This window comes from Labrenzia sp. 5N, from assembly GCF_012395805.1.
GTDB lineage: Bacteria > Pseudomonadota > Alphaproteobacteria > Rhizobiales > Stappiaceae > Roseibium > Roseibium algicola.
Genome location: NZ_JAAZTM010000005.1, coordinates 335,478 through 360,741 on the forward strand (window position 1 = coordinate 335,478; position 25,264 = coordinate 360,741).

Here is a 25,264-nt window from a genome sequence, read left to right on the forward strand (position 1 = left end):
GTTTTCAGGCGCAGGAATTACTTCTTGTCCTTGCTGTCCATATTCGCCTTCAAGGCCATCAGGGCCGCGAAGGGCGAGTTCGGATCGATCGGCTTGTCCCTTGGGGCCTTGTCGCGGCGGTTGCCACCGTCAAAGCCCTTCTGGCCGCCATGACCACCGCGGCCGCGGCCTTCGCCTTTCGGTCCGCCCTTGCCGTGACGCTTCTCGCCCTGACCACCTTTGGCGCCCTGACCTTGACCCTGGCCCCGGCGGTTGTCGCCGCCTCGGCGCTGGTCCTGACGGCCGCGTGGACGGCGGTCGTGCCGGCCCGGACGCCAGATCTCGATGGTCACTGTTTCCAGTTCGGTTTCACCCGCAGTGGCCTCAGCAGCAGCGGTTTCGCCTTCCGTCTGTGCAACCGGTGTTGCTTCCACAGCGGCGGTTTCAGCGGTTTCAGCGGCTGCGCCTTCGGCAGATGCAGCAGCTTCGGTGGGGGCTTCCGCCGGTTCGGACACAGCTTCAGCTTCGGCAGCGGCCGGTTCGGAAGCGGCTTCGGCGCTCACGGCTTCGACCGTTTCTTCCGTAGCCGGTGCTTCCGTTGCGGTTGCTTCGGCGGGAGTGTCGGCTTCGGTCGCGGCAGTTTCCGCCACCGGCGCCTCTGCAGTTGCTTCCGTTGCCGGTTTGGCTGCTACAGGGCGCTGCACTTCCTTGATCTCGGACCGGTAGCCGAGGGATTTCAGCACGGCGGAGAAGTCCTCGCCGGCACAGCCGAGCAGCGATGTCATGGCAACGGTGACGGTGAAGCCGCCTCCGGTTGCGACCGCGCCTTCCGGCGGGCTGACTTCCGCATCAAGCGGCTTCCAGGCGATCAGCGGACGGATCAGGTCAGCCAGGCGTTCCAGAATGTCGACGCGAACGGCACGCGGGCCACAGACGCGGAAACCGACAACCTTGTAAAGCGCCTTGTCGATGGTTTCATCAACCGGGATGGACGTGCGGCCGGATGCGGACAGCTGTGGCAGCTCGGCCATGCCGTTCATGTCCAGCGATCCGTGCTTCAAGGCCCAGAGCTGTGCCAGCAGCTGGCTCGGCGCAGGCTTCAGCAGGGCGGGCACGAACACGGTGTAGGCACCAAAGCGGATGCCGTGCTTGCGCAGGCTGGCGCGCATGTCTTGGTCGAGCTGGCGGATTTCGTCAGCCGCTTCCTGGCGTTCCAGGATGCCGAGGCCTTCAACGATGCGGAACGCGATGCCGCGGGCAAGACCTTCCAGGCCTTCGCCGGCCTTCAGGTCGACAAGCGGTTTCAGCAGGGTATCGATCTGTGCCTTGACCCACAGATCAAGCCGCGCCTGTACATTGTCGCGTGCCGGGCCGGTCAGATGTTCATCGGCCAGCAGCAGCACGACGGGCGTCAGTACCTCTTCTCCGGAGACGAGCTTGGCCACGGGTTCCCCGCGCCAGCGGATCACGGCTTCGGACGTCAGCACGAAATCGGAGTTCTCGGACTTGCCGAGCTTGTCCGCACGGGATTCGATTTCGGTGGTCAGGGCCTTTTGGGCGGCGGCACGCACGGTTTTGCCGTCCGGTCCTTCAGCTGCCGCGTCAGGGGCAAACCGGAAGCCAAGCAGATTCCCGATGTGCTGACCTTCCACGAGCACATCGCCGCTCGATGTAATTTCCGCTTCCAGCATTGCGTTCTCTCTCAAACGTCGCATCAATACACTTGTACGCCGATCCACGAACCGTTGCGTCAGCCGCTCGTGAAGGGCGTCAGATAGTTTGTCTTCTATGTCGCGCGTCTCGCCCTGCCAGTGGGCCGGATCGGCCAGCCAGTCGGGACGGTTGGCGACATAGGTCCAGGTCCGGATATGTGCAATCCGGTTTGCGAGAGTGTCGATATCACCATCTGTGCGGTCTGCGAAGGCCAATTGACGCGAGAACCAGTCATCGGCAATCGCATTGTCCTGCATCAGGTGGGTGTAAATGGTGTTGAGCAACTCTGCGTGGTTCGCCGGGGCGATCTTACGATAGTCGGGTACCTGACACACGTCCCATAACAATTCGACCGCATTTCCGCCCTTTGCCATGCCGGATATTGCGGGATCGCGCAATAAATGTTCAAGAGCGGTGATGTCGTCGCCAATGGGTGCCCTTGCGAGACCCTCTTCACGCGGCACCATGTCGAGGCTTGAGCGCAAGGCGTTTGCCGACGAAAAATCCAGCGCACTGTTGCGCCATTGCAGCACTTTCAGGCTGTCAAAGTGGTGGCTTTCGATCTGTTCGACCAGGTCGTCGTCCAGCGGATCGACCCGTCCGGTCACGCCAAAGGTGCCATCCTTGGTGTGGCGGCCAGCCCGTCCGGCGATCTGACCCATCTCCGAGGCGGTCAGCTGGCGGTACTGGTAGCCGTCATATTTGCGGTTACCCGCAAAGGCGATGTGATGCACATCGAGGTTCAGCCCCATGCCGATGGCGTCGGTCGCGACCAGGTGATCGACATCGCCGTTCTGGAACAGTTCCACTTGCGCATTGCGCGTGCGCGGGCTCAGCGAGCCGAGCACCACGGCCGCCCCGCCGCGCTGGCGACGGATGAGCTCTGCAATGGAATAAACTTCGTCTGACGAGAAGGCGACGATGGCTGAACGGGCCGGCAGGCGCGAGACCTTCTTGGAGCCCGCATATTCCAGCACGGACATGCGCGGCCGCGTGACCACATTGATGCCCGGCAGCAGTTTTTCCAGCAGCGGGCGTGCGGTCGCCGCACCCAGCAGGAGCGTTTCGGATTGACCGCGGACATTCAGGATGCGGTCGGTGAAGACATGACCGCGATCGAGGTTGCCCGCCAGCTGCACTTCGTCGATGGCGACGAAATCCGTCTTCAGGTCCAGCGGCATGGCCTCAACAGTCGAGACCCAGAACCGCGGGTTCTTCGGGACGATCTTTTCTTCGCCGGTGACCAGCGCCACCGCTTCCGGACCGGCGCGGTCTGCAACCCGGTTATAGACTTCACGTGCGAGCAGGCGCAGTGGCAGCCCTATCAGCCCGGAAGGCTGGGCCAGCATGCGTTCAATGGCGAGGTGGGTCTTGCCGGTATTGGTCGGTCCGAGCACGGCCGTCACAGTGCGGGACCGGGCAGACGGCGGCAGCGGCAGGGTCTGGGGACGGGGCATGGGGAGGCTTGTGATCGGCTTTCTTCGGATCGGCGCAAACGGATGGCGCCTATATCTGGTGTCGCGTGTCTAGCACAGCCGGGGCGGGCATGTCCTTATTCTTTTGGCCAGCCGGTCAGGTTTTTGACGGTTGAAATATGTTGTGGAGAACGACTCTGGAACAAACCGAAACCGAATCGGCGACTCCGGACGATTCAGGATTTGTTCCCTACGACATGTGGTTTGCGAGGTGGGTAGAGCCACAAAATCCTGAATCTGGTCAAGAGGTTGAGTCGTTTTGCGCGGTTGTAGCTGATTTGCGTCGAATCTCTGTCAATGATTAATTTTCTATAAACGCGCATCCTCGACAGTGGGGCTATGTCGTTTACCCGGGGACACAGGGTGAACGAATCTTGGACGAATCGCTGTTTCATCAAGGTTGCGGATTTGTTCTCACAAGATCTAGTGGGTTTCCGGCGAAGCCGTGTCTACGCGATTGGGCCGTCCCGAGGGTGATTTTGTCTTGCCGACAGGAATGTGTCCCGAAATGGTCAGCAGTCACACAAGCCGGTTTTTGCGGTTTCGGCGCCTGTCCTGATCTGAAAATTGCTGCGCTGCACCTTTTTCAAAAAGTCCGGGAGGCTCTGGGGTTCAATCGAATTAGTGTTCGTTTTCCTACAGTTACGGGCGCAGACGCAAAATTATTTTCCAAGTTAAAAAAAGGACATAGCTTCTGCCCCTTTTCAAGCGCCTCCGACCAAAGTAGAAATCTTGCCGAAACTGGCTTTTCGTTTTGCGTAAAATTAGGGGGAGAAGGCGTTTGGCGATAACAAAAATTCTCGTTGCTAACCGATCTGAAATCGCGATCCGGGTGTTCCGTGCCGCCAACGAGCTGGGCATGAAGACCGTTGCGATCTATGCCGAGCAGGACAAACTGGCATTGCACCGGTTCAAGTCCGACGAAGCGTATCAGGTCGGCAAGGGGCTCGGGCCGATCGAGGCGTACCTCTCCATCGACGAGATTATCCGCGTTGCCAAACTCTCCGGTGCAGACGCCATTCACCCCGGTTACGGCCTTCTGTCCGAAAGCCCGGAATTCGTGGATGCCTGCGAACAAGCCGGCATCACCTTCATTGGACCGAAGTCCGAAACCATGCGCCGCCTGGGCAACAAGGTGGCCGCGCGCAATCTGGCCATCGAGGCGGGTGTGCCGGTGATGCCGGCAACGGATCCGCTGCCGGACGACATGGACGAAATCAAGCGCCAGGCCGCCGAGATCGGCTACCCGGTCATGCTGAAGGCCTCCTGGGGCGGTGGTGGCCGCGGCATGCGCGTCATTCCGGACGAAGCGACCCTGGCCAAAGAAGTTCTGGCGGCCAAGCGCGAAGCCATGGCGGCATTCGGCAAGGACGAGATCTATCTGGAGAAACTGGTCCAGCGGGCGCGCCACGTTGAAGTTCAGATCCTGGGCGACGGCGAGAACGTGGTTCATCTGTTCGAGCGCGACTGTTCCATCCAGCGCCGCCACCAGAAGGTGGTCGAGCGCGCTCCGGCGCCGTATCTTTCGGCCGAAAAGCGGGCCGAGCTCTGTGAATATGGTCTGAAGATCGGCCGGGCCGTGAATTACCGCGGCGCCGGCACGGTCGAGTTCCTGATGGATGCCGACACCGGTGCCATCTACTTCATTGAAGTGAACCCGCGCGTCCAGGTGGAACACACGGTGACGGAAGAGGTCACCGGCATCGACATCGTCCAGGCACAGATCAAGATCTGCGAAGGCGAGAAGATCGGCACGCCGGAAAGCGGCGTTCCCTCCCAGGACAAGATCCGTCTCAACGGCCATGCCCTGCAGTGCCGCATCACGACGGAAGATCCGGAGCAGAACTTCATTCCGGATTACGGGCGCATCACCGCCTATCGCGGGGCGACGGGCTTCGGCATCCGTCTGGACGGCGGCACGGCGTATTCCGGTGCGGTCATCACCCGTTTCTACGATCCGCTTCTTGAAAAGGTCACGGCCTGGGCCCCGACGGCGGAAGACGCCCGCAAGCGCATGGACCGCGCCCTGCGCGAATTCCGTATCCGCGGTGTGGCGACAAACCTGGTGTTCCTGGAGAACATCATCAGCCATGCCGACTTCAAGGCCAACAACTACACGACCCGGTTCATCGACGAGACGCCGGCCCTGTTCGAGCAGACCAAGCGTCAGGACCGCGCAACCAAGCTCCTGACCTATATCGCCGACGTTTCGGTGAACGGTCATCCGGAAACCAAGAGCCGCGCACGTCCGCCGAAGGATGTGGCCGCGCCCGTCATCCCGAACTTCGGCGATGCCAAGCCCTCCGGCACACGCCAGTTGCTGGACGAATTGGGTCCGAAGGGTTTTGCCGACTGGATGAAGGACCAGAAGCGGACGCTGGTGACCGACACGACCATGCGCGATGCGCACCAGTCGTTGCTGGCAACCCGCATGCGGACCCACGATATCGTCAACATCGCGGATGCCTATGCAGCCGGTCTGCCGAGCCTGTTCTCGCTGGAATGCTGGGGTGGCGCGACCTTCGACGTTGCCATGCGTTTCCTGACCGAAAGCCCGTGGGAACGCCTGCACAAGATCCGCGAAAAGGCGCCGAATATCCTGTTGCAGATGCTGCTGCGCGGCTCCAACGGTGTCGGTTACACCAACTATCCGGACAATGTGGTCAAGTATTTCGTGGCGGAAGCCGCTGAAAACGGCATTGACCTCTTCCGCGTGTTCGACTGCCTCAACTGGGTGGAGAACATGCGTGTTTCCATGGACGCGGTCCAGGAAGCAGGCAAGCTGTGCGAAGGCGTGCTCTGCTATACCGGCGACATGCTGGACAGTGCCCGGCCGAAATACGACCTGAAATACTATGTCGGCCTTGCCAAGGAACTGGAAGCAGCCGGCGCACACATCCTGGGTCTCAAGGACATGGCCGGCCTGTTGAAGCCGGAAGCAGCCAAGGTCCTGATCCGGACGCTGAAACAGGAAGTCGGCCTGCCGATCCATTTCCACACGCACGACACTTCCGGCATCGCCGCGGCCACTGTTCTGGCAGCGGTCGAAGCGGGCGCCGACGCGGTGGACGCAGCCATGGACGCGCTGTCCGGCCTGACCTCCCAGCCGTGCCTTGGCTCCATCGTGGAAGCCCTGCGCGGTTCCGACCGTGATACCGGCCTCGACGCCAAGACGATCCGCCAGATCTCGTTCTACTGGGAAGCGGTGCGGACCCAATATCGTGCCTTCGAAAGCGACCTGCGCTTCGGGGCGTCGGAAGTCTACCTGCACGAAATGCCGGGCGGCCAGTTCACCAACCTCAAGGAACAGGCCCGTTCGCTTGGCCTGGAAACCCGCTGGCACGAAGTGGCGCAGGCCTATGCCGACGTCAACATGATGTTTGGTGACATCGTCAAGGTGACCCCGTCTTCCAAGGTCGTCGGCGACATGGCGCTGATGATGGTCAGCCAGGGGCTGAGCGTGGCGGAGGTCGAGGATCCGGCGAAGGATGTCGCGTTCCCGGACAGCGTCGTCAAGATGCTGCACGGTGACCTCGGCCAGTCTCCGGGCGGATGGCCGGAAGCGCTTCAGAAGAAGGTTCTGAAGGGCGAAACCCCGATCACCGTGCGGCCGGGGTCGCTCCTGAAGGATGCCGATCTGGATGCGGAGCGAAAGACTGTTTCCGACAAGACCGGCCACGGCATCAGCAACACCGAGCTTGCCTCCTATCTGATGTACCCGAAGGTGTTCACCGACTTCGACAAGGCCCAGCAGCAATATGGTCCGACGTCCGTCCTGCCGACTCCGGTCTATTTCTACGGCCTGGAACCGGGTGACGAGATCTCCGTCGATCTGGAAGCCGGCAAGACGCTGGTGATCCGCTGCCAGGCGATTGGCGAGACCGACGAGAAGGGCGAGAAGAAGGTTTTCTTCGAGCTCAACGGCCAGCCGCGCAACGTCAAGGTTCCGGACCGTGCCCATGGCGCCACCGGAGCTGCCGCAATGCGCAAGGCTGAGGACGGCAACGCGGCGCATGTCGGAGCACCGATGCCGGGCGTCATTTCCACGGTGGCGATCAGCGCCGGCCAGGATGTCACCGCCGGTGATGTGCTGGTCTCGATCGAAGCCATGAAAATGGAAACCGCGCTCCACGCCGAACGAGACGGCAAGGTCAAGGAAGTTCTGGTCTCACCGGGTTCGCAGATCGACGCCAAGGACCTTCTGGTGGTCTTCGAAAGCTAAGATGCTGGCGACAGCATCAACCAAAGGCCGTCTGGATCCATTCCGGGCGGCCTTTTTGTGTCCACTTTGCCCGCCATTCCGAACAAGCGGGGTGGCACCGCGCACAGATCCGGAAGCCGGATATCATTCGCGCTGCAAGCGCGTCTTTCTTCCAGCTTGAGGGTTCGCTGTGCTCACGCAGATGCGCTGGATTCCGGATCGGCGTACAGCGATGCTGCACTTGTCCGGAATGACGGTGGATGTGCCTCTCGATTGTCATCCCGGGCGAAGCGTAGCGCAGACCCGGGATCCAGTATTCCCGGGCAGATGCACATTGCGTCTAGCCCTGTCTTTTTCTGGGGCACCGCCCGCGTCTCCTGTGAAAACGTGTGTGGGGTAACAAGAGACGATAGTCGAGTTACTTCGAATGTTGTCCTAGGAACTGCTCCGATTTTCGCTTGGCCAAGGGCTAGAGCTGTTTCGATAGTCCAACTTTTTCCATCTCTACCTTCAGGATCGGATCGAAGCTCATCTGCCGCCATTCTTCCCGATATCCTAGATGGCGGTACAGGCTAAAGGCGCGGCTGTTGAGCGCGGCAACCTGGATGTAGGCAACAGGGTGACCACGGTTGAGGATCTCTGTTTCAAGTGATCTGACCAAGGCTGTCCCAACACCGAGCCCCTCGAACGCAGGAGCGACCCAGATGTCAGAGATGGTGTCCTCGGCGTGTTCGCAGGCGCCGATGCCTGCAGGTTCGCCGTTGATTGTTCCGACGATCACCGCAGGCCCGAATGATTTAAGAAAGGGAATAAATGGATTGTCAGCAAGGATCTCCTGACGGACTCCGTCCGGGACAAGAGGGGCAATGCCCTTCAGCCAGGCCTCCAGGCCAATACGAGCCAGGGTTTCTGTTTCTTCGGGCCTGGCGTTGTGAAGGTGAATTGCTGGACGGCCCAAAGCGTGTGTCACTCCCGCTCCTGAATGATTGCCAGAAGCTTGTGGTTTCTGTTTCGCCGCATAGACAGCCTTATTCGCAAGAGTTGCGCAATCGGCGTCATTAAAAGATTGGGTGCTTGCGACACTCATTTCAAAAGCCGTTCGGGATTATTGGGGGCGACTTTTGTTACTCTTTCATCTGTCACTGGAGGTGAGACGCGCAGGGGAGCCCGGTGACAATTGTTGCCGAATTCGAGGCGCCTGAGCCCCCGCCACTGTCGTTCCGGATCAGCGCTCGGCTTCGCCTTACTTGTCCGGAATGACGGTGGAGGCAGTTCAGGGCCACGTTAAAGCAATGTCCTGCCTGGGTACCGGGTCTGAAACGCGGTTATTCCGCTGCCTTCAACATGCCGTGGCAAACCGGGGCGGCGGCCGTGCCGATCCAGAGGTCCAGAAAACGGTCGAGCCATTTCCGAACAGCGGGATCGTAAACGAAGCGTCCGGCAAAATGGTCGCGGCGTTGCTGGGCGCCGGGCAGCTCCATGCGCGGGGCGCCCTTGGTCGTCCAGCGGACCATCATCTGGTGGGTCAGTTCCGGGTGAAACTGGATGCCGTAGCCGCAAGACCCGACGCGGATCGCCTGGTTCGGATAAGTCGGTCCGGAGGCCAGCAGATCGGCGCCGCGGGGCAGGTTGAACCCTTCCCGATGCCATTGATAGACCTTTTTCGGCCAGTCCATCAGGGATTTGCCTGCCTCGGTCGGCTGCAGCGGATAATAGCCGATCTCAACCAGGCTCTCATGATGGCCCGTGACTGTGCCGCCCATATGCTTGACCATCATCTGCGCACCAAGGCAGATGCCGAGAAAGGGTTTTTCCTCGGCAAGCGGAACACCGATCCAGTCGATTTCCTTTTGAATGAAGGCATCGGGATCGTTGGCGCTCATCGGGCCGCCGAAAATGACGGCGCCGGCATGGTTTTCCATAGTGTCGGGGAGAAGGTCGCCGAACCGAGGCTTGCGGATGTCCAGCGCGAAGCCGCGCTTTACAAGCTCAAGGCCCACTCGTCCGGGCGAGGAATGCTCCTGATGCAGGACAATCAGGACTTTCGGTCGGTTCTTCACGGGATCGGACTGAAAAAGCATGGACTTAATATGAGGGAGGTCGGCACGAAAATCGAGTCCCGTTGCCACTTCATCCTGCATAAATACGCGTCCCGGCTGATTATCGCGTGGGCGATCAGTCCAGTTCGTCGGTCTCCGGGGCAGTCTGGGCAACCTTGTGGCGCAGGGTCATGCGATCGCGTGTCGAGACCCCGAGAAGTTCGGCAACCCGCCAGATTGTGTTGTCCTCGAACTCGTGCACGTGGCCGTCGGCATAGACGATTTCCCACATCATCTCGACGATCGCGAGGCGCTCTTCCTCGTCGGTTGTGCGCTTCAGCACCGATGTGAAGCCGTACAGATCGACCGCTTCCTCGTCGCGCTGCTTGGCGGCGGCGATCAGTTCGGTCGTTTCCTTGTCCGTCAGGTCATAGTGCTTGCGCAGGATTTCCCGCAGCTTCGAGCTTTCGCTTTCCTCGATCACGCCATCGATATCGATCAGGTGAAACAAGAGAGCCGCCGCAGCCAGGCGCTTGTCGTCTTCGGCGAAGGTCTTTTCTCCGCTGTCACCAAAGGTCAGCTCCCGAACAAAACTTTTCAGCGCATTGAGCATGTCTGTCGTTCCTGTTGCCTGGCCCCCCAAACAGGCCGGCTTTTATTGCTATACCATTCCCTCTTTACCATCAAAGGGTTGATGTCGGCTTTAAGACTTTGAGATGGGAATCAAATCCGGCATTTATAAGTCAACTTTTTGGAACCGTTCTAAACTATTGATTTTTTTGGAATTATAACTTGACTTCCTGCCTCATGAAATGGTTTCCCTCTCCCTGCGGCGCGTGTTTCCGCGCCACAAAATCATTCAGGTTTCGCCCAGAGACGGTCCACGCGCACTGCGGGCGACACATATTACGGGATGGATCAATGAATACTTTCAAGCTTGGTCTTCTGGCCGCTTCTGCCCTTTTCGTCACTCCGGCCCTGGCTGCAGCACCTTCCGACGTTCTGTCGACCTACGGCGACATCGCCCAGGCGAAATATGCGGACTCGCTCGCAACGGCCAAGACGCTCAAGTCCGCGATCGACAAGCTCGTAGCTGAGCCGACCGAAGCAAACCTGGAAGCCGCGCGCACCGCCTGGAAGGAAGCACGCGACCCTTACCAGCAGACAGAGGCGTACCGTTTCGGCAACGCCATTGTCGACGATTGGGAAGGCAAGGTGAATGCCTGGCCGCTCGACGAAGGCCTGATCGACTATGTCGACGCGTCCTACGGTGATGAATCGGAAGAAAACGATCTCTACGTCGCCAACGTGATTGCAAATCCGACACTCAAGGTCGGTGGTGAAACCATCGATGCCACCGAAATCACGCCGACCCTGCTTGCTGAATCCTTGCAGGAAGCCGGCGAAGTGGAAACGAATGTTGCGACCGGCTACCACGCCATCGAATTCCTGCTGTGGGGTCAGGACCTCAACGGCACCGAAGCTGGTGCCGGCAACCGCCCTGCCACCGACTTTGATCCGGCCAACTGCACCGGTGGCAATTGCGAGCGCCGCATTCAGTATCTGCAGGCCGCAACCGATCTTCTGATTTCGGATCTTGAAGAAATGGCCAATGCTTGGGCTCCTGACGGGGCTGCGCGCGAAGAGCTGGCCGGCAAGGGCGAGGCCGGTGGTCTTGCTACCATTCTGACCGGCATGGGATCTCTTTCCTATGGCGAACTGGCCGGTGAGCGCATCAAGCTTGGCCTTATGCTGCATGATCCGGAAGAAGAGCATGACTGCTTCTCCGACAACACCCACATGTCGCACTACAACGACGTGGTCGGCATCCGGAACGTCTATTTCGGGTCGTACAAGAGCCCGGTCGGCAACGATGTTTCCGGTGCTTCCCTCGCCGATCTGGTGGCGGAAAAGGATCCGGCGCTGGCGGAAGAAATGAAGACGAAGCTCGACGCCACGCTGGCGGCTTTCGAAGCCATGAAGGCCCGGGCCGAAGGCGGCGAAGCCTATGACCAGATGATCGGCGAAGGCAATGACGAGGGCAACGCCGTCGTGCAGGCTGCTGTCGATGCGCTGGTTGACCAGACGGCTTCCATCGAGCGGGTCGTCAAGGTGCTTGAACTCGACGATATCGCGTTTGAAGGTTCCGACAGCCTGGACAACCCGGGCGCCGTTTTCGAATAATCGAACAGATCGTCAGGCGGCATCGGCCGCCTGACGGCTTGTCCGCGAATTGGGGCTCGCGGATTACAGTCAGGATGCGAATATGAGACTGGTCCCCAGACCGGGCGCCATGACGGGCGTCTTTTTGTGTTTCTGCCTGGCGGCAGGAACCGCTCTTTCAGATGATACGCTGTCTCACCGGGATGATCTTTCGGCCAAGGACAGGATCAAGGCCGCGAAGGTTCTGCAGCCGCCGGCCGATTTCGAAGTCGCTGAAGCATTCGAAATCATGCAGGGCGGGGCCGGTACGTCCCGAAGGCGGATCAACCGGGATGCCTATTCCCACTCCAATGCCAATCTGACTTTTGAAGAACAGGCCACCTTCAAGGTGGGCAACGGGCTTTTCAAGAAGCTCTGGGCGTCTTCTCCCTCATCGACACAGGCATCGGATGGCCTGGGGCCGCTCTATAACGCGCGCTCCTGCCAGGGGTGTCACTTGAAGGATGGCCGGGGCCGACCGCCGCGGGCGGGTGAAGACGCGGTTTCCATGTTCCTTCGCCTGTCCATCCCGCCTCAGTCCGAGGCGCAGCGCCAGGCACTTGCCGACAAGGATATCCTGCTGGTGCCGGAGCCGACCTACGGCGGTCAGTTCCAGACCTTTGCGGTGCCGGGCCTGCCCGGTGAAGGACGCTTCGATATCGAGGTGGAGGAGACCGAGGTTCCGCTGGCCGGTGGAGAAAAGGCTGTGTTGCAGAAGCCCGTCTACAGGATCCGGGATCTTGGATATGGCGACATGCACCCCGACACCATGATTTCGGCCCGCGCGGCCCCGCCCATGATCGGCCTCGGTCTGGTGCAGGCCATTCACCCCGGCGACATTGAAGCGCTTGCGGACCCCGACGACATCGACAGTGATGGAATTTCCGGCAAGGTCAGCCGGGTTCGTGACCCTGCGACAGGTGCGTTAACGCTTGGCCGTTTCGGCTGGAAGGCTTCCAAACCCTCGATCCGTGCCCAGTCCGCGGCAGCGTTTGCAGGTGATATCGGCATTTCGACACCCGAGATGCCGGACAATTACGGCGACTGCACCACGGCGCAGACAGCTTGCCGCGCCTTGCCTCATGGCGAACAGGCAAACCTTGGTGTCTCGGAAGCTCCGGACCCGGTCATGGATCTCGTCACTTTCTATTCGGAAAACCTGGCGGTGCCGATGCGCCGCGACGTGGATGATCCCGAGGTGCTGAAAGGCAAGCAGGTTTTCTACCAGTCGGGCTGTCCGGCCTGCCACCAACCGAAATTCGTGACCAGCCGAAAGGCGGAAAATCCGGCGCACAGGTTCCAGTTGATCTGGCCTTATTCGGATTTCCTGTTACATGACATGGGCGAAGCCCTTGCCGACAATCGCCCGGTGGGTGACGCCAGTGGACAGGAGTGGCGTACGCCGCCGCTATGGGGCATCGGCCTGACCGAGACTGTCAACAATCACACCCGGTTCCTGCACGACGGCCGCGCACGCAATCTGCTGGAAGCGGTCCTGTGGCACGACGGCGAAGCCCGACAGGCGCGCGACGCTGTGGTTGCGCTTCCGCCCGCCGACCGACAATCGCTTATACGTTTTCTGGAGTCCCTTTGATGCGCTGTTTGCTATTTGCCGCTCTCGTTTCCGGAGCCGTTATCGCCCAGCCCGCGTTCGCCACGGACTACGAGCCGAAACTAGGCAATCTGATCGAGACCTATATCCAACCGGCAACCGGTGCGTTTGCCGAAACCTCTGCAAATCTGCCGGACGCTGTTCGAGCGGTCTGCGCAAATGCGGACGAAGCATCGGTCGAGGGGTTCAGGACGGCCTTTTCAGACACTGTGCGGGACTTCTCCCATGTGCATTTCTTGCGGTTTGGCCCGTTGATCGACAACGATCGCCTCAGTCGGCTGGCTTTCCTGCCTGACCCGCGTGGCATCACGCAACGCCAGATCCGCAAACTTCTCGCTTCTGAAGACAAGGACGCGTTGTCTGCGGCGACGCTCAAGGACAAGAGCGTCGCGGTTCAGGGACTGACAGCACTGGAATTGCTCGCTTTCGACAAGGACAATGCGGTTCGGCTTGGGCAGGCGGACGACGGCAAGGACTTTAGCTGCGGCTATGCACTGGCAATTTCGGAAAACCTTGCGGCCATGGCCAGCGAAATCGCTGCCGGCTGGCAGGATCCCGACGGATACAGCGAGGTGCTCTTGACAGCTGAAGGCGGCAACGAGCGGTTCCATACGTCGAAGGAAGCGCTGGAAAGCGTGTTCAACGCGCTGGTCACGGGGCTGATCATCGCGCGGGATCAGGATGTGCTTCCGGCATTGGGAACCGGCAAGGACAAGGCCAGGGCGACGCGCTTTCCGTTCTCGCGCTCCGGCAACAGCGTGGTCTATCTCAACGGCGAGCTGCTCGGCATTCAGAAGGCCATTGCTTCCCTCGACCTGAAAGACCTGACGCCGGACGATTTCACCTGGATTTACGACACGCTCGACTTCGAGTTTGGCAATGCTGTCACTCTTTTGGGGACCCTGGATCCGCCCTTGCGCCAGTCCTTCGAAGAAGGCGATGCCTACGACAAGATGGTTGTCCTGGCGATCACGCTGAAATCGCTTCGCGACACGATTGCCCTTGAACTTGCAGGTGCCCTGGAACTTGCTGGAGGTTTTAATGCGCTCGATGGTGACTAAGCCCCTTTCCCGGCGTGGTTTTCTGGCAGCACTCGGCGGCCTTGCCGCCTTGCCGGCATTTTCCGGCTCGACGCTGGCGGCAAGCCTTCTGAACCGGGAAGCTTCCGACGGCGTGCCACTGTTCGTGAGCGCCTACAAGCTTGAAAACGGCGATTATGGAGTCGGTGTTGTCGACGACCTTGGACAGGTTCTGGCCAGGATCGGTCTGCCGGGACGGGGCCACGGCGTCGCGGTTTCTCCCGACAAGTCCAGGTTTGTAGCCTTCGCCCGCCGGCCCGGCACTTTCGCTGTCGTGGTTCGGCCATATCAGGATGTGGAGCCGGAGGTTCTTACGGCGGAACCTGGCCGCCATTACTATGGACATGGCTGTTTTTCCGCTGATGGCAGACTGCTCTATGCGGTCGAAAACGACTATGCCGTAGCCCGTGGCGTGATTGGTGTTTACGACATGAGTGGCCGTCAGGTTCAGCGGATCGGCGAGATCGAGACCCATGGCATCGGTCCGCATGACTTGCTGCTCGCGCCGGACGGGCGCACGCTTGTCGTTGCCAATGGCGGCATCATGACCCATCCGGACAAGGGGCGGGAAAAGCTTAATCTCGACACCATGGCGCCGACCGTGGTGTTCCTGGATCGCGAAACCGGTGATCTTCATGCCAGCCACGCTCTGGACGCTTCCCTGCACCAGCTGTCGCTCCGGCATATGGCGCTGGACGGACAAGGGCGGGCGTGGGTCGGCGGTCAGTTCGAGGGGCCGGAAACAGACCTGCCGCCTCTGGTTGGCGTGTTTTCGCGGGACGAGGCACCCATCTTGACGGAAATTCCGACAGGTATCGCGTCAGGCCTTCAGAACTACATCGGCTCGGTGACCGCAAACGCAAGCGGTGAGGTGATTGCAACGTCCGCTCCAAGGGGCGGGCAGACGTTGTTCTGGAAGGCCGATACCGTCGCATTCCTGGGTGCCGAGGCCATTGCCGACGGATGCGGCGTTGCGCCGATCGATCAGGGCAGCTTTCTGATTTCCGACGGCAACGGGGCATTGTCTCTTGTCGAGGATCCTGCCCAGCCGGCGGAAATTCTGGCTCGCCCACCGGGCATTTCCTGGGACAATCACATGTTTGCCCTGTCCTGAGACAGAGCATCGGACGGCTGGATCCTGCACCTTTCAGGCTGTTTTCAGCCTGAAAGGTGCCAACCGGGGGCAAATTCGGCAGACTTCCTGCTTTTGTCAAAATCGGCTGGCACAGTGATCGGGATCGTATGCCGGTCCCAGGGGCGGTATGCGGTGTTGTAGACCGATTTGCCGGTATTTGATCGTTCTGTCTCCTTTCCTGCGAAAGCGGTTGCTTCTGCTTGGGGACGTTCCGGCCCGATTGGTCTACATTGGGGACCGATTCGCGACGGGGAGACACTAAATGCGTCGGCTTTTGATCGGACTGGGCAGTCTGCTGTTCATGCTGGTAACCATCATTCTGGTGGTGCCGCTGTTCCTGCCCAAGGACGAAATCAAGCGTCAGGTAGTTGAACAGGTAGACAAGCGCTTTGGCTGGCGCGTGCGCCTGGACGGACCTGTGTCCTTGTCGCTGTTTCCCGCATTTTCGCTGGTCGCGGAAGATATCGGCCTCGCCGGCGAGGCCGGTGCCGACGGAATCGAGTTTGCCAAGGCCGAGCGTGTCGAATTTGGTCTCGCCTGGGGTGGTCTGGTTTCCGGCAATATCCAGGTGACCGGAATTGCCCTGGACAAGCCGGACATCTATCTGGAAATCGGCCCGAACGGCACCACGAGCTGGGAGCCCCGCCGCGACATCAGCGACATTGGCGACTTGATCGAGGCTGAAACCGGCGACGCCGAAACCGATGCGGTGGCGGAAGTCGCGCCAGCGCCTGCGTCTGAAGCAGAGCCGGCAGAAACAGCCGCAGCTCCCGAGGGCTATCTCAAGAGCATTGGTGTCGACAGCCTGCAGATCACTGGTGGCACGGTGACCTACAAGGCGCCGGATGCTGCCGAGCCGGTTCGTATCTCCAACCTTGATCTCAGCCTGCAGGCGCCCAGCCTGTCGGGTGAGGTGGATCTGACATCCAGTTTCACGTTCCGCGAAATGCCGGTCGCCGTCGCAGGATCCCTGACCAACCCGCTCGCTCTCATGGGCGGGGAGCAGGTTCCGGTGGACCTGAAAATTTCCAGCGGTGAAAACAGCGTCTCCGTCACCGGTCAATCCGGCCTCGATCCGATGCGCGCCGAATTGGCCCTTTCTGCAGCCGGTCCTTCCCTGAAAGCGCTTGCAGCGCTGGCCGGGCAGGACCTTGCCGCCGATCCGGGTGCTTTTGCCGTGTCGGCCAAGGTTGCAGGCACCGAGGCCATGCTGTCGCTGGCTGATCTCGACATCACGCTTGGCCAACTGTCTCTTGGCGGTGCGGCGGACGCGGATCTGTCGGGGAGCGTTCCTGAAGTCTCCGGCCGGCTGGTGCTGAAAGACGGTTCGATTGCCGATCTCCTGCAGCTGGCGGGCAGGGATTTGCCTGCAAGCGGCAAACTCAGCCTCGACCTTGCCTTTGCAACCGTTGGGCAGACAGGGGAAGAACTGCTTGCCGGTCTTGATATCACGGGGTCCGTACGTATCGCCGAGGGCGAGATTGGCGGACTTGGGCTTGCTTCGGCGGTCGGCGGCGATCCGGAAGCGGACCGCCTGACGAACCTTGCCATGGATATCGATCTGCAGGGACTGGAAAACCCGATATCGCTCAGCGGTGCCTTGTCCTGGCGCGGCGAAGCGTTCAGCCTGACCGGCGAAGGCGACACAGCTCGCCTGCTGGCGGGGGGAGCTGCGCCGGTTTCCGTGAGCGTGAAAGGCAATCGGGTGAGCGCCGGCTTCAACGGTCGGGCTTCGCGCGACGGTGCACTTGATGGTGCGGTCAGTGTCGATACTGCCGATCTGCGCGGGCTCATGGCGTGGCTCGGCAAACCACTTGGCAGCGGTGGCGGTCTGAAGCGCTTCAAGGCTTCGGGCATCTTCGGCGTTGCAGGCGAGACGATTTCATTCGAGGAAACACGGTTCACGCTGGACGATACGTCGGGTGAAGCCAACGGACGGATCGTCCTCGGTGGCAAGCCAAGCGTTACGGCGCGGCTGGATCTGCGGGAACTTGTGCTTGACCCCTATCTCGGTGGCGCATCGTCTTCGGGCGCAGGCAGCGGCGGTGGTGGCGGTTCTGGCCAGGCGTCCGGAAATTCCTCGGCTGGCGGCGGCAAACGCGGTGGGGCAGGTGGCTGGAGTACAGAGCCGATAGATTTCTCCGGTCTCAACGCGATCGACGCGGACTTCAAGCTGACCACCAGCGAAATCCGCTGGGACAAGATCAAGATCGACCAGAGCGCCCTGTCGACCACCATCAAGAACGGTGTGCTGACTGCGAACCTGGAAAAGCTGGCACTTTACGGCGGCTCCGGCACCGGTACGGTTACGCTCAACGGGGCGTCCGCAACACCTCAAGTTGCCGCGAAATTTGCTCTCGCCAACCTCAACGCCTATCCGTTGCTGCGCGATGCAGCCGATTTCAGCTGGATCGAAGGCAAGGCCAACATCAACCTGGATGTTACCTCCAAAGGCGGCAGCGAACAGGCATTGGTGCAGGCCCTGAACGGGACAGCCAACTACACGTTCGCCGACGGCGCGATCAAGGGTATCAACGTGCCGCAGATGGTGCGTGGCCTGTCGGTGGAGACGTTGCTCGGATGGCAGGCCAATCCGTCGGCCAAGACCGATTTCAGCTCGCTCGGGTCAACGTTCCAGATCCAGAACGGCATTGCCAAGACCGACGATCTGTCCCTGATCGGTCCGCTGGTTCGCATGACCGGCAAGGGCACGACGGACATGCCGGCGCAGCGACTTTCCTGGCGTGTGGAGCCGAAGATCGTGCCGACGCTGGAAGGCCAGGCCCCGCAGCCTCGGCGGAAGGGCGAAGACAAGAAGTTGGCCGGCCTAGGTGTGCCCATCGTGATCGAAGGTCCGTGGAACGATCCGCGGATCTATCCGGACATCAAGGGTATTCTGGAAAACCCGGAGGCAGCCTACAAGCAACTGCAGCAGACCGGCGGTGAGCTGATCTCTATTCTTCAGGGAAAGAAGGAACCATCCCAGGAGCTGGTTGACCAGGCCAACAAGGTCATCAACCAGGCGACCGGCGGCAAGACCCAGATCGACGTTCAGAAGGTTCTGGACGGCGAGGTCGATGACGAGGAAGTTCTGAAAGCGGTAGAAGAAGGCTTCGGCCTGCCTTCCGGCCTTTTGGGCAACGTTTTCGGGAACAAGAAGAAAAACAAGAACTGACGGCACATTGGCGCAAAGGTGCTGCGTTCGGGGGCCGCACCTTTGCTTTTGCCGTGGGACTGAGAGGGTGGGTTTCGTTCGGGGGTGCGAGTGGCCTGGCAGCGGACCTGTTGTTCGGTCAGAACTGCCGCGCCCGATGGGCCAGTTCGACACCGGGACTGACCCGCATCAGCCGCATTTCTCCAAAGCTGCGGATCTCGCGTTTGCCAAGGTCTTCCAGGTGAAACTCGTCCACCAGGAATTCCTTCATGGCATCCGGTGCAACGACACACATGGGATTGGCGAATTCCTGCAGTCGTGCGGCAAGGTTCACTGCCGAGCCGAAGACGTCATAAACGTACTTCTGGATTCCGACGACGGAACCGACTGCCGATCCTGTACCCAGTCCGACACGCGCCCGCCACTTGTGTTGATGGCTCTGGTTCCGACGCTCCAGGTAACGAATGAAGCGCACGGCGCAGTTGGCAACAGCGCGCATGTGATCCGGCGAGGGCTCGGGCATGCCTGAAACGGCAAGATAGGCATCGCCGATGGTCTTGATGCGCTCACAGCCGAATTGCTCGGCGATACGGTCGAATGCGGTAAAGATGTCGTTCAGTTCTCCAAGCGTCACCGTCGGGTCGTGCTCTGCGGAAAATTTCGTGAAGTCCACGAAGTCGAGCATGACCACGGAAACGCTCTCGTAAAGCTGCGGCGTGACGACACCGAAGGTCTTGAACTCCTCGTAGACCGAACGCGGCATCAGGTTGAGCAGCAGGCGCTCGACACGTTCCTTCTCGCGTTCCAGTTCGCGCGTATTCCGCTCTACCATGGAGGAGTAACTGTCGATCATGGACTCCAGTTCGCGGATCCGCGTGATGTTCTGGCACTCAACGACGAGGAAGTCCTGCTCTTCAGCTGGCGAAACGGTCAGGGCGATGACCAGGGTCCGGCGCTTGAGCTTGACGGAGACTTCTCCGGAAAAGCGTCCCTGCTCTTTGATTGTTTCGCGAAGCTGTTCGATGTCGATATCCGGCAGCAGATCGGCAAGCGTGGTGACGGCTTCCGGCTTGCCGAACCAATCGGAAAACGGAGCGTTCTGGAAAAGGAACTGGAGCTCCTTGCTGTTGACGACGGCAATGCCGACCCCGATCGCGCGCAAGAGCTGCTGGTTGATGGCGGTGATGCTCATGTCGCACCGGTCGAAAGAATGGCGGAACGACGCGCTTCGATTGCCGACATCACGGACTTGATGTCTGCAGGGTCGAACTTGTGTTCCACCAGCGTCTCGCGCAGGAGACGTGCAACTTCGTCAAAGTCCTCGTTTTTCAGGTCAAGGGTGGCATGGGTCCGTCTCAGCCGCTCTTCCGAATAGCTGACCGGCCCGCCCAACAGATAGGAGATAAACTTGGTCTGATGATCGATCAGGCGGGTCATGTCGACGTCGTCGAAAAAGTCACCGATCTCGTCGGAATCGAGAACCTTGTCGTAAAAGGTCATTACGATGCGGCTCACCGACCCGAAGCCGCCGTACTTTTCAAACAATGTCGCAGGCATGCCGCAGAACTCGATTTTCAGAATGAGATCAAGAATAAGAGAGTAGTCGACTATTCTGGCAATGCAAAGATTTTGTGTCGACTATTCCTTTGCGTCATTCGTCAGCTTCCTCTGGGAAGCATGACGTATTTCTGTCGCCTGCTGCCTGTCAGATCGTAAATTCGTGCCTTGGATGTTTGCGAAAACCCGCTGCAGACAGTATCCGGTCGGTCGCCCGGCCGGATGTGCCGATGTTCTTCGGGGGGCTGTTCCTTGTGAGCCGCCTATTTGGACAGGTCCTGAGCAAGCATGAGCGCGTTGCCATCGGGATCGTAGAAGGTTGCGGTGCTGACCATGCCTTCGATGGTCTCCGTCGCTCCGTCGAATTTGACACCGGCCCCTTCCAGCGCACTGCGGGCACCTGCGATATCGGCCACGCCGAAGACGGGAACCGTGTTTCCGGGCGTGGGTTCGGATTGTTCGCCCAGTCCCAGGGTCACACCTTCGGTTCGGGTTGCCAGCTCGCTCCAGCCAGCTTCGTCCATATGATAGAGCAACTCGAATCCGAGTTTTTGCGCGTACCAGTCGGCACTTGCATGCCTGTCGCGAACGGAGAGGGCGAGAGTGATCGTATTATCCAGAGAAACGAGAGGCATGAGACTTTCCTATGTATCAAAAGTATAGTAGCTATAAAATATGAATATGCAGCTTCTTGTCAACCTCACATCCAAAGCCTGGTCGCTGAAAATTCTGGCTCAGTTGCATGCAGGTGTTTCCGGTCGGCAAGCCCCGCTGATCGCGGCGACAGGGGCGAGTCGCAGTTCTTTTGCAGCAAGCCTTGAACATCTGTTCCAGCTTGGGCTGCTGGAGCGAAACCCCGGCCACGGCCATCCCCTGCGGCCCGAGTTTCGACTGACGGACAAAGGCAAGGCTGTTGCTGCCATGGCGAGCCGGATCGAGGAGATCGTTCCGAACGAGGATGCCTTTTCGGTACTGCGACGCAGCTGGACTGTGCCTATCCTGGCCGTAACCGGGGTGCCAAGCCGGTTTTCGGCGATCAAGTCAAACCTCGGTCCGGTGACGGACCGGGCCCTGTCGAAGTCCCTTGGTGTTCTGGAAGAGCAGGAGTGGCTGAGGCGGGACATCGACCTGTCACAGCGCACACCTTTCCCGATCTATCACGCCGTGAATGCGGGTTTGAAAATCAACCAGGCGATCGCTGCGGGCGCCCGTTGACCCGGATGTGAACCAAAGTTCTACCCTATGGTTGTATTTTCTGGCCTTGAAATGAAATTTTTCCGACTGCAATCCACCGCACAAGTCTTTGTCCAAGAACAATAATTTCGAAATCAATGAATCTGGGCGTGTAATGACGCATCATGACTCTTCTGGTTCATTGCAGTTTCCGGGTGTAGCGCTACGCTTGAGTGGTCGAGGCGAATCTTGCGAGGCAAGCATGTCCCGGTCAGACGAAGAGAAATGCGGTCGCCTGATGCGTACCGCTTGCAGGAATGTCATCGGATTCTGGCAGCTTTTGCAGGAACCGGATGTTCACAGGCTCGATCATGTCAAACGCCTGCAGTATCGGGCCTACATGATCGGTTCCGCCCTCCATCTGGCAGACCTTGTGGTCAGGCACGAACACGCCTTGATCCATCTCCGCCGGGCGGTCGGGGAGCCCGAACTGGGCGAAGAAGCAAAACAGTTCCGCACCATGGTTCACGCGTTCGACGGTGATCATCAGGACGCACTGGATGCCAGGGCCCTGATTTTCAGTCAGGCTGTCCAGAGTGCCTTTGCGGACTAGAGACGGGTACGGTTGAGGTCAAAGGCCGAGTGCGGCGACCATCCTGTCGACCGCATCCTCCACCGAGCTGGTGTTTTCAATGCGGATCAGATTGGCGACGTTTTCCGGTTCAAGGTCGGCACGGCGCAGCCGTTCCTCTATTTCCTGTCTGCTTTCGCGGCCACGTGCGGCGAGGCGTTCGGCGAGGACTTCGACCGGCGCGGTGATCAGCAGAACGCTGGCGTTGTGGTACTTGTCCTCTGCGTGCTTCAACACCTTGCGCGAGCCATTGGCAATCACGGTTGCGCCTGCTTCGATTGCCTGGTCGTAGCTTTGCGGGATGACGTAGCCGAGCCCGTGGGCCTCCCAGCACAGGGCAACCTTTCCGGCAGCTCTCAGCTGATCGAATTCGGCGCGCGAAAGGGTGTCGTGATCCTCGGCCTCGACATCGGCCTGCCGGGTGATCGCTCTCCGGGCGAAGCTGACGTCCGTCCGGCCCGCCAGACGGGCCTTGAGCGCGGCCATCAATGTGTCCTTGCCGGCCCCGCTCGGCCCAACCACGAGCACCATGCGGCCGGGGCCGAGTTTTTCTGTCATGTCGGAGCCAGCCTCAGGCAACTCGTTTGCCCTCGCGCCAGACACCGCGCACGATCGGGATGTCACCAACCATTTTCACCTGGATGAGATCGGCCCTGAGGCCGGGTTCCAGGGTGCCGCGGTCTTGCAGGCCGATGGCCTTCGCGGGCGTCGCCGTGACCATGGCGACTGCCTGTGGCAGGGCAATCGCCTCGATCTCTGCTGCCAGCTGGAACGCAGCCTGCAGCAGCGAAATCGGCACATAGTCCGAGGAGAGCACATCCAGAACGCCCGCTTCGGCAAGCGCCTTCGCCGAGATATTGCCGGAGTGGGATCCGCCGCGCACGACGTTCGGCGCGCCCATCAGAACAGCCATACCGGCTTCGTGCGAAGCCTTGGCGGCTTCCAGCGTGGTTGGAAATTCGGCGATTTTCGTCTGCAGTGAAATCGCCTCGTCCACATGGGCGGTGGTGGCGTCGTCGTGGCTGGCGATGGCGATGCCGCGCGATTGGGCGATGGCCGAGAGATGCTTGCGGTTTTCAGGGGCAAGACTGCTGGCACGCGCCTGACGCTTGCGGATGAAGTCGTCCATCTGGGCGTCGGTGAAGCCCTTCTTGCCCTGATAGTAGATCTTGTAGGCATCCATCGACACGAACTGGCGCTGACCGGGGGTGTGGTCCATCAGCGAGATCAGGCGGATGCTGTCGTCGTCCTCGAACACCTTGAAGGCGCTGAGTACGTCGGGCGCTGATACTTCGCAGCGAAGGTGGATGAAATGGTCGGCGCGCAGGCGGTTTTCCCGCTGGCCGGTTTCAATGGCATCCGCAAGCGCGCGCATATCCGAATAACCAAGGTCCGCGTCTTCATCCATGCCGACGCGCAGCGCATCAAACACGGTGGTGATGCCGGAACACGCGATCTGGGCGTCGTGGGCCTGCACGGCGGAAACCGGACTCCAGCGCACCTTGGGACGCGGCGCATAGTGGGTTTCCAGGTGGTCGGTATGCAGCTCGACCAGGCCAGGCAGCAGGAAGTCGCCTTCGCAATCATGCCCGTCGACGTCGGTCGGCGACCCGATGCCGGAAATCAGACCGGCATCATCGACCGTCAGGGAACCGTCGAACACTTCGCCTGCGAGAACCAGACTGGCATTCTTGAAGACTTTGGGATGCTTGCTCATGCAGATTCCTCTTGGGAAAGACGCTCGGCCTGGCTGAGGGCGTCGGCGGGAGCGACGCTGCCGGTCAGCTGAAAGACGGTATGGACCTGGAAAGGCGCGCCGCGTTCGGCTTCGGTGTAGAGCGCAACGTGGCGGCACAGCCGCTTCTTGCCGATGACATCCGCAAAGTGGTCCTGGGCGGCATTTGCCATCCGCTCCATGTCGCTGTCGTCTTCCAGTTTGTTGGAAAGGGTCAGGTGGAAGCGGAATTCATCGAAGATATAGGGATAGCCCCACCTGACGAGATAGGTGTCATGCCTTTCCGACAGTCCGCTCTTGCGGCGGCGCTCAAGATCCGCCTCGGACAGTGGTGCGCGGAACGGCTCGAAGCGACGCACGCACAGGCCGGCGAAGGCGCGCAGGGCCGGCTCTTCTGCCTCGGGGGTCAGTGCCAGAAAACGGCCTAGCCTGTTCACGCCGAGCGCTTCTATTTCGTAAGGGGCGATTTCTGCCGCAAAGGCTGCGCAGGCGTCCAGCAGTGCTGCCTCGGTCTGATCGGCTGCGAGAGAAAACGGGGCTTTCAACGTCCCGTGAAATCCATAGCGCCGGGGGGCGGTCGTCAACTCCTGGAAGCGTGCCGATGTCATGCCGGGCAGCTCCGGTTGCGGAAGGGCCGTGCCGGAAAAGGGATCGCGCCCGAGCCAGGAATTTCCGAGCTGCATCAGGCGGTCGTCGGCATCGGCGGCGAAATAGAGGGCGTAGCGCATGAAGAAAATCGCGATTTTGAAATGTGGTTTGGCCGGGATGTGGCAGGGCCACATCCTTCAACTTTCTGAGGGAGTGACCTAAAGGCGGGCGGTGACTTTTCTGTGACAGTTTCCGCCCGTCTGCAAGCCTTTCCTCATCTCGTGGCTCAGGCGGCTGCCTCCGCGCTGAAACCGGTCACGTCGATGATACGGTCGGCGATCTGTTCCCGGACGTCCTGGTCGTGAAGAATGCCCACCATGGCAACGCCCTGGGTTTTCTTTTCTTCCACCAGACGCACGACCACGGCCCGGTTGGCAGCGTCGAGAGAGGCGGTAGGCTCATCCAGCAGCAGGATCGGATAATGGGCAATGAACCCCCTGGCGATGTTCACGCGCTGCTGCTCGCCGCCAGAGAACGTGGCGGGTGGCAGGGTCCACAGGCGCTCGGGCACATTCAGCCGCGACAGCAGGGAGCGGGCCTTGTCGACGCCTTCTTCCTCGCTGGTGCCCTGGGCGATAAGCGGCTCGGCGACGACGTCTTCGGCCGAAACACGCGGGATGGTGCGCAGGAACTGGCTGACATAGCCGATCGTGTCTTCACGCAGGCGCAGGACCTTGCGCGGCTCGGCCCCGGCAATGTTGACGATTTCATCGCCGACCGTCACCAGGATCTGACCCTCGTCACAGCGGTAGTTGCCGTAGATCATCTTGAGGATCGAACTCTTGCCGGCACCGGAGGGGCCGCCAAGGACGACACATTCGCCGGAATTCACCGAGAATTCGACTTTCTCGACCACGGGAATGACGGTTCCGCCCTGCAGGTGCATGGTGAAGGACTTGCCGACGTTGTTGAGATAGAGGCGTACGGGCAT

Annotated in this window: 19 protein-coding genes; 8 read left to right on the forward strand and 11 right to left on the reverse strand. The window is 60.3% G+C overall.

Annotated features, from left to right (window positions below; all coding sequences use genetic code 11):
• Nucleotides 1-17 precede the first annotated feature (17 nt).
• Nucleotides 18-3,149: a helicase-related protein gene (locus tag HEP89_RS09015; protein WP_168691821.1), complete on the reverse strand. Its 3,132-nt coding sequence runs from the start codon at nucleotides 3,147-3,149 to the stop codon at nucleotides 18-20.
• Between the two features lie 799 nt (nucleotides 3,150-3,948).
• Here HEP89_RS09015 and pyc point away from each other — a divergent pair.
• Nucleotides 3,949-7,389, forward strand: a complete 3,441-nt coding sequence (pyc, locus tag HEP89_RS09020; RefSeq protein WP_168691822.1) for a pyruvate carboxylase — start codon at nucleotides 3,949-3,951, stop codon at nucleotides 7,387-7,389.
• A gap of 448 nt (nucleotides 7,390-7,837) precedes the next feature.
• On the opposite strand, the gene HEP89_RS09025 is transcribed toward pyc, so the two are convergent.
• The 3 genes from HEP89_RS09025 to HEP89_RS09035 form a co-directional block, all read right to left on the reverse strand.
• The gene (locus tag HEP89_RS09025; RefSeq protein WP_168691823.1) at nucleotides 7,838-8,455 is read right to left on the reverse strand and encodes a GNAT family N-acetyltransferase; all 618 of its coding nucleotides are present in this window, start codon (nucleotides 8,453-8,455) and stop codon (nucleotides 7,838-7,840) included.
• 238 nt (nucleotides 8,456-8,693) lie between these two features.
• Complete coding sequence (locus HEP89_RS09030; protein WP_168691824.1) at nucleotides 8,694-9,449, reverse strand: glutamine amidotransferase; 756 nt, start codon at nucleotides 9,447-9,449, stop codon at nucleotides 8,694-8,696.
• A 94-nt stretch (nucleotides 9,450-9,543) separates the two neighbouring features.
• On the reverse strand, nucleotides 9,544-10,020 hold the full coding sequence (locus HEP89_RS09035; protein WP_023002633.1) for a TerB family tellurite resistance protein: 477 nt from the start codon (nucleotides 10,018-10,020) through the stop codon (nucleotides 9,544-9,546).
• 308 nt (nucleotides 10,021-10,328) lie between these two features.
• Between HEP89_RS09035 and HEP89_RS09040 the strand changes: the two genes are divergently transcribed.
• From HEP89_RS09040 to HEP89_RS09060, 5 genes are all read left to right on the forward strand, one after another.
• Entirely contained in the window at nucleotides 10,329-11,591 is a 1,263-nt protein-coding gene (locus HEP89_RS09040; RefSeq protein ID WP_152505224.1) for an imelysin family protein, read from the forward strand.
• Nucleotides 11,592-11,673: 82 nt separating this feature from the next.
• Nucleotides 11,674-13,203, forward strand: coding sequence for a di-heme oxidoredictase family protein (locus tag HEP89_RS09045; protein ID WP_168691825.1), 1,530 nt, complete (start codon nucleotides 11,674-11,676; stop codon nucleotides 13,201-13,203).
• Entirely contained in the window at nucleotides 13,203-14,282 is a 1,080-nt protein-coding gene (locus tag HEP89_RS09050; protein WP_168691826.1) for an imelysin family protein, read from the forward strand. Before HEP89_RS09045 ends, HEP89_RS09050 begins: the two co-directional genes overlap by 1 nt.
• Nucleotides 14,272-15,414: a DUF1513 domain-containing protein gene (locus tag HEP89_RS09055; RefSeq protein ID WP_168691827.1), complete on the forward strand. Its 1,143-nt coding sequence runs from the start codon at nucleotides 14,272-14,274 to the stop codon at nucleotides 15,412-15,414. The genes HEP89_RS09050 and HEP89_RS09055 overlap by 11 nt, the downstream gene beginning before the upstream one ends.
• 283 nt (nucleotides 15,415-15,697) lie before the next feature.
• Nucleotides 15,698-18,610 (forward strand): AsmA family protein, encoded by a 2,913-nt coding sequence (locus tag HEP89_RS09060; protein ID WP_168691828.1) that lies wholly within the window; start codon nucleotides 15,698-15,700, stop codon nucleotides 18,608-18,610.
• 118 nt (nucleotides 18,611-18,728) lie between these two features.
• Here the strand turns inward: HEP89_RS09060 and HEP89_RS09065 are convergent, their stop codons facing one another.
• The 3 genes from HEP89_RS09065 to HEP89_RS09075 all read right to left on the reverse strand — a co-directional run bounded on the left by HEP89_RS09065 (nucleotide 18,729) and on the right by HEP89_RS09075 (nucleotide 20,781).
• On the reverse strand, nucleotides 18,729-19,781 hold the full coding sequence (locus HEP89_RS09065) for an adenylate/guanylate cyclase domain-containing protein (protein ID WP_168691829.1): 1,053 nt from the start codon (nucleotides 19,779-19,781) through the stop codon (nucleotides 18,729-18,731).
• Nucleotides 19,778-20,146: a group 1 truncated hemoglobin gene (locus HEP89_RS09070; RefSeq protein ID WP_075282204.1), complete on the reverse strand. Its 369-nt coding sequence runs from the start codon at nucleotides 20,144-20,146 to the stop codon at nucleotides 19,778-19,780. The genes HEP89_RS09065 and HEP89_RS09070 overlap by 4 nt, the downstream gene beginning before the upstream one ends.
• Nucleotides 20,147-20,409: 263 nt before the next feature.
• Entirely contained in the window at nucleotides 20,410-20,781 is a 372-nt protein-coding gene (locus tag HEP89_RS09075; protein WP_168691830.1) for a VOC family protein, read from the reverse strand.
• 46 nt (nucleotides 20,782-20,827) lie between these two features.
• Here HEP89_RS09075 and HEP89_RS09080 point away from each other — a divergent pair, with 46 nt between their 5' ends.
• Together HEP89_RS09080 and HEP89_RS09085 are read left to right on the forward strand one after the other, a co-directional pair.
• On the forward strand, nucleotides 20,828-21,361 hold the full coding sequence (locus HEP89_RS09080; RefSeq protein WP_209014555.1) for a winged helix-turn-helix transcriptional regulator: 534 nt from the start codon (nucleotides 20,828-20,830) through the stop codon (nucleotides 21,359-21,361).
• 220 nt (nucleotides 21,362-21,581) lie between these two features.
• Nucleotides 21,582-21,932: a hypothetical protein gene (locus HEP89_RS09085; RefSeq protein ID WP_023002643.1), complete on the forward strand. Its 351-nt coding sequence runs from the start codon at nucleotides 21,582-21,584 to the stop codon at nucleotides 21,930-21,932.
• A gap of 18 nt (nucleotides 21,933-21,950) precedes the next feature.
• Here the strand turns inward: HEP89_RS09085 and phnN are convergent, their stop codons facing one another.
• From phnN to phnL, 4 genes are all read right to left on the reverse strand, one after another.
• Complete coding sequence (gene phnN / locus HEP89_RS09090; RefSeq protein ID WP_168691832.1) at nucleotides 21,951-22,508, reverse strand: phosphonate metabolism protein/1,5-bisphosphokinase (PRPP-forming) PhnN; 558 nt, start codon at nucleotides 22,506-22,508, stop codon at nucleotides 21,951-21,953.
• Between the two features lie 13 nt (nucleotides 22,509-22,521).
• Complete coding sequence (locus HEP89_RS09095) at nucleotides 22,522-23,667, reverse strand: alpha-D-ribose 1-methylphosphonate 5-triphosphate diphosphatase (protein WP_168691833.1); 1,146 nt, start codon at nucleotides 23,665-23,667, stop codon at nucleotides 22,522-22,524.
• Nucleotides 23,664-24,413, reverse strand: coding sequence for a DUF1045 domain-containing protein (locus HEP89_RS09100; protein WP_168691834.1), 750 nt, complete (start codon nucleotides 24,411-24,413; stop codon nucleotides 23,664-23,666). Before HEP89_RS09100 ends, HEP89_RS09095 begins: the two co-directional genes overlap by 4 nt.
• A 146-nt stretch (nucleotides 24,414-24,559) precedes the next feature.
• Nucleotides 24,560-25,264, reverse strand: coding sequence for a phosphonate C-P lyase system protein PhnL (gene phnL, locus HEP89_RS09105; RefSeq protein WP_055660504.1), 705 nt, complete (start codon nucleotides 25,262-25,264; stop codon nucleotides 24,560-24,562).

Excerpts from the sequence above, each read along its gene's own strand:
- HEP89_RS09015 (WP_168691821.1), bottom strand. The coding sequence starts at position 3,149 with ATGCCCCGTCCCCAGACCCTGCCGCTGCCGCCGTCTGCCCGGTCCCGC.
- HEP89_RS09025 (WP_168691823.1), bottom strand. The coding sequence starts at position 8,455 with ATGAGTGTCGCAAGCACCCAATCTTTTAATGACGCCGATTGCGCAACT.
- HEP89_RS09030 (WP_168691824.1), bottom strand. The coding sequence starts at position 9,449 with ATGCTTTTTCAGTCCGATCCCGTGAAGAACCGACCGAAAGTCCTGATT.
- HEP89_RS09035 (WP_023002633.1), bottom strand. The coding sequence starts at position 10,020 with ATGCTCAATGCGCTGAAAAGTTTTGTTCGGGAGCTGACCTTTGGTGAC.
- HEP89_RS09040 (WP_152505224.1), top strand. The coding sequence starts at position 10,329 with ATGAATACTTTCAAGCTTGGTCTTCTGGCCGCTTCTGCCCTTTTCGTC.
- HEP89_RS09045 (WP_168691825.1), top strand. The coding sequence starts at position 11,674 with ATGAGACTGGTCCCCAGACCGGGCGCCATGACGGGCGTCTTTTTGTGT.
- HEP89_RS09050 (WP_168691826.1), top strand. The coding sequence starts at position 13,203 with ATGCGCTGTTTGCTATTTGCCGCTCTCGTTTCCGGAGCCGTTATCGCC.
- HEP89_RS09055 (WP_168691827.1), top strand. The coding sequence starts at position 14,272 with ATGGTGACTAAGCCCCTTTCCCGGCGTGGTTTTCTGGCAGCACTCGGC.
- HEP89_RS09060 (WP_168691828.1), top strand. The coding sequence starts at position 15,698 with ATGCGTCGGCTTTTGATCGGACTGGGCAGTCTGCTGTTCATGCTGGTA.
- HEP89_RS09065 (WP_168691829.1), bottom strand. The coding sequence starts at position 19,781 with ATGAGCATCACCGCCATCAACCAGCAGCTCTTGCGCGCGATCGGGGTC.
- HEP89_RS09070 (WP_075282204.1), bottom strand. The coding sequence starts at position 20,146 with ATGCCTGCGACATTGTTTGAAAAGTACGGCGGCTTCGGGTCGGTGAGC.
- HEP89_RS09075 (WP_168691830.1), bottom strand. The coding sequence starts at position 20,781 with ATGCCTCTCGTTTCTCTGGATAATACGATCACTCTCGCCCTCTCCGTT.
- HEP89_RS09080 (WP_209014555.1), top strand. The coding sequence starts at position 20,828 with ATGCAGCTTCTTGTCAACCTCACATCCAAAGCCTGGTCGCTGAAAATT.
- HEP89_RS09085 (WP_023002643.1), top strand. The coding sequence starts at position 21,582 with ATGTCCCGGTCAGACGAAGAGAAATGCGGTCGCCTGATGCGTACCGCT.
- phnN (WP_168691832.1), bottom strand. The coding sequence starts at position 22,508 with ATGACAGAAAAACTCGGCCCCGGCCGCATGGTGCTCGTGGTTGGGCCG.
- HEP89_RS09095 (WP_168691833.1), bottom strand. The coding sequence starts at position 23,667 with ATGAGCAAGCATCCCAAAGTCTTCAAGAATGCCAGTCTGGTTCTCGCA.
- HEP89_RS09100 (WP_168691834.1), bottom strand. The coding sequence starts at position 24,413 with ATGCGCTACGCCCTCTATTTCGCCGCCGATGCCGACGACCGCCTGATG.
- phnL (WP_055660504.1), bottom strand. The coding sequence starts at position 25,264 with ATGCCCGTACGCCTCTATCTCAACAACGTCGGCAAGTCCTTCACCATG.